Raw genomic sequence first — 3,401 nt, forward strand, 5'->3', positions numbered from 1 at the left:
CTCGAAGGTCTGGCGCTCCAGCGTCTCGCGCAAGGGTTGCGACAGCAGCAGCACCTGCAGGTTCGGCGGCAGGCCGAGCTCCATGCGCAGCCGCAGTTCATGGGCTTCGATGTAGGGCCGCTGCGGCGAACCCCATTCGAGGCGCCACGGCTTGCTGTCCATGCCGCCGTCGATGACGAAGCCTTCTTCCTCGCGCACGCGCTTGAAGGCCATCTTGTTCTCGCGGGCCCATTCCGACACCGCCCGCCAATCCGGGCCGTCGGGCTTGCCAGAGATCAGTCGTTTGATCGCGTCGAGCATGAAGGCCGTGCTTGAACTAGAGTCGCATCCACGCAGCACGCCCGTGCTGCAGACAGTCGACCTGAGGAAGACAAGATGATCGAAGTGTATTCGTGGGCCACGCCGAATGGCCACAAAGTTCACATCATGCTGGAAGAGTGCGGGCTGCCGTACAAGGTGACGGCGGTGGACATCGGGGCCGGCGATCAGTTCAAACCCGAATTCCTCGCGATCAGCCCGAACAACAAGATCCCGGCGATCGTCGATCCCGATGGTCCGGACGGCCAGCCGATCTCACTGTTCGAGTCAGGCGCCATCCTGATGTACCTCGCCGGCAAGACCGGCAAGCTGCTGCCCACCGGCACCACCGAGCGCTACCAGGTGCTCGAATGGCTGATGTTCCAGATGGGCGGCGTCGGCCCGATGCTCGGCCAGGCGCATCACTTCCGCATCTACGCGCCCGAGAAGATCGAGTACGCGATCAACCGCTACACCAACGAGGCGAAACGCCTCTACGGCGTGATGGACAAGCGGCTCGCGAAGTCGAAGTACATCGCCGGCCCGGCGTACAGCATCGCCGACATCGCGATCTTCCCGTGGCTGCGCTCGTGGAAGAACCAGGGCATCGACTGGAACGACTTCCCGCACCTGAAGGGCTGGTTCGACGAGATCGCCGCCCGCCCCGCGGTGCAGCGCGGCGTTGCGGTGCTGGCCGAGCACCGCAAGCCGCTCAACGACGAGAAGGCCCGCAACGCGCTGTTCGGCAAGCAGCAGTACGAGCGGCGCTGACTTCTCTATCTGACGCCGCCTTCTGTCGACCCTCTACTTCTCGATGGTCTTGTTCCAGCGCGCGTTCCATGCAGGCCGGTTCGCGTTGATGCTCTCCCAATCGAGCGTCACCGCGTTCTTCATCCACTGAGAGATCTGCGCGACCTGCGTGGCCCCCTCGCCGACCGCGGGCGCCTTCGGGTTGGTCGGGATCTGGCTGCCGTACTGCAGCACGTTGGCCTGTGCCAGCGGGCTCAGCAGGAACTCGGCGAGCTTCTGCGCCAGCTCGGGCTCGTTGTTGTTCGCGATCACGCACTGGCCGACCATCAGCACCACCGAGCCTTCCTTGGGCTGCGCGTACTCCACCGGGATGCCCTTCACCTTGAGCGCCGCCACCGCGGTGGGCGTCAGCGGGAACAACGCGGCCTCGCCGGTCTGCACCATCTCGGAGAGCTTGGCCGAGCTCGGGATGTACTCGAGCACGTTCGGGCCGATCTTGTCCGGCCAAGCCTTGAAGCCGGGCTCGACGTTCTTGTCGTTGCCGCCCTGGATGCGGTTGAACATCAGGAATCCGTGCAGCCCGAACGACGAGGACGACACCGACTGGAACACCACCTTGCCCTTGAACTTCGGGTCGGCGAGGTCCATCCACGAGGTCGGCGCGGCCCAGCCCTTCTCGGTGAACATCTTCTTGTTGTAGGCGAGGCCCGTCATGCCCAGGCTCACGCCGCTGGCCATGTCGCCCTTGAAGCGCGCGGCCGGGTACAGGTCGTTCAGCGCCGGGCTCGGCCGCTGCTTCTCGCACAGCCCCATGCCGATCGCGCGCACCATGATGCCGTCGTCGAGGAACATCACGTGCATCTGCGGCTTGTCCTTGTTGGCCTGGGCCTTCGCGAGGATGTCCGACGAGGTGCCCGGCACGACGACGACCTTGGCGCCGTACATCTTCTCGAAGGCGGGGAACACGTACTGGGTGTACGCCTTCTCCATCGTGCCGCCGTTCATGCCGATGTAGATCGTCTTGGCCTGTGCGTGCGCAGCGCCGGCGGACAGCAGCGCGGCCGCGGCGGCTGCGGCACCCAGCAGGTGACGGCGGGCACGGAGCGAGGAAGTGCTTGGCATGGTCGATCCTTTCAACGATGAGACAACTCGGGATGTGATGCGGGCGCGGAGGCCGTCGAGGGCGTCGGCGGCGCGGCAAACCGCTCGATACCGAACGCGGCGATCGGCGTGCTGGTGTGGCCGTCGCGGGCCAGTTCGGCCAGCACCTCGCCAACGGCCGGCCCGATCTGGAAGCCCGCCCCCGCGAAGCCGAAGCCGTGGATCAGCCCGGGCATCGTGCGGCTGCAGCCGAGCACCGGTTCGCGGTCGGGCAGGTAGCCTTCGGTGCCGCTCCAGGTGCGGATCAGCTGGGCATCGCGCAGCGCGGGGATCAGCTCGATCGCCTGGCCGGCCAGCGTGGTGATCGCGTCGCGCTCGGAGCGCGCACGGTCGGCATCGAGCGCGAGGCCCGCGCCGCCGCCCAGCACCAGGTTGCCGCGCGCCACCTGGCGGCAGTAGATGCCCCCGCCCTCGACGCCGAGGCTCCAGTCCATCAGGTGCGGCAGCGGCTCGGTGACGGCCATCGCCGGGTGGCCGGAGTGCATCGGCACCGGCTCGCCGAACTGCGCCGCGAGCTGCCCGGCCCAGGCGCCGGCGCAGTTCAGCAGCAGCGGCGCGTGCACCTCCAGCGTGTTTCCCGACCTCAGCGTGAACCCATTGCGGTCGCCGATCACCTCGTCGACCGGCGTGCGCTCCAGCACCACGGCCCCCGCCTGCTCGGCGGCACGCGCGAACGCGGGCGAGACCAGCCGCGGGTTGGCCTGGCCGTCTTCACGGCACAGCGAGCCGCCGACCGCCTTCGCGCCCAGCCACGGGCACAGGGCGCGCAGGCGCTCGCCGGAGATCAGCTCCAGCTCGAGGTCGAAGCCCTGGGTCATCGTGCGGTAGCGCTCCAGCGAGGCCATGTCGGCCGCGCTGCGCGCGATCTTGAAATGGCCGCTGCGCACGTATTCGCCGTCGGTGCCGATCAGCTCCGGCAAGCGGCCCCACAGCTCGTGCGCACGCTGCGCGAGCGGCAGCTGGGACAGCGGCCGGCCCTGCCGCCGCACGCCGCCATAGTTGACGCCGCTGGAGCGCGMGCCGCACAGGTCGCGCTCCAGCAGCACCACCTTGAGCCCCATGCGGCGCAGCGCGAGCGCGGCCGAGCTGCCGACGATGCCGCCGCCGACGATCGCGACATCGGTGACGATCCGCCGGGCCGTCATCGGGTGACCTCCGCTTCGCGCAGCGCCACGAACGGCACCGGCTTGATC

At 68.2% G+C, this 3,401-nt stretch carries 3 protein-coding genes and 1 pseudogene; 1 reads left to right on the forward strand and 3 read right to left on the reverse strand.

Features of this window, described 5'->3' with window-relative positions; translation table 11 throughout:
* Positions 1-300: pseudogene (locus AC1D01_RS26010) on the reverse strand (hypothetical protein); the annotation flags it as partial.
* A 75-nt stretch (positions 301-375) separates the two neighbouring features.
* Between AC1D01_RS26010 and AC1D01_RS26015 the strand changes: the two are divergent.
* A complete protein-coding gene (locus AC1D01_RS26015; RefSeq protein WP_047502679.1) occupies positions 376-1,068 on the forward strand; it encodes a glutathione binding-like protein in 693 nt (230 codons plus the stop codon).
* 33 nt (positions 1,069-1,101) lie between these two features.
* On the opposite strand, the gene AC1D01_RS26020 is transcribed toward AC1D01_RS26015, so the two are convergent.
* Together AC1D01_RS26020 and AC1D01_RS26025 are read right to left on the reverse strand one after the other, a co-directional pair.
* On the reverse strand, positions 1,102-2,169 hold the full coding sequence (locus AC1D01_RS26020; RefSeq protein WP_477871511.1) for an ABC transporter substrate-binding protein: 1,068 nt from the start codon (positions 2,167-2,169) through the stop codon (positions 1,102-1,104).
* Between the two features lie 11 nt (positions 2,170-2,180).
* Positions 2,181-3,353, reverse strand: coding sequence for an NAD(P)/FAD-dependent oxidoreductase (locus tag AC1D01_RS26025; RefSeq protein WP_477871513.1), 1,173 nt, complete (start codon positions 3,351-3,353; stop codon positions 2,181-2,183).
* Positions 3,354-3,401 lie beyond the last annotated feature (48 nt).

It is taken from the genome of Rhizobacter sp. P3_B12, assembly GCF_056402895.1.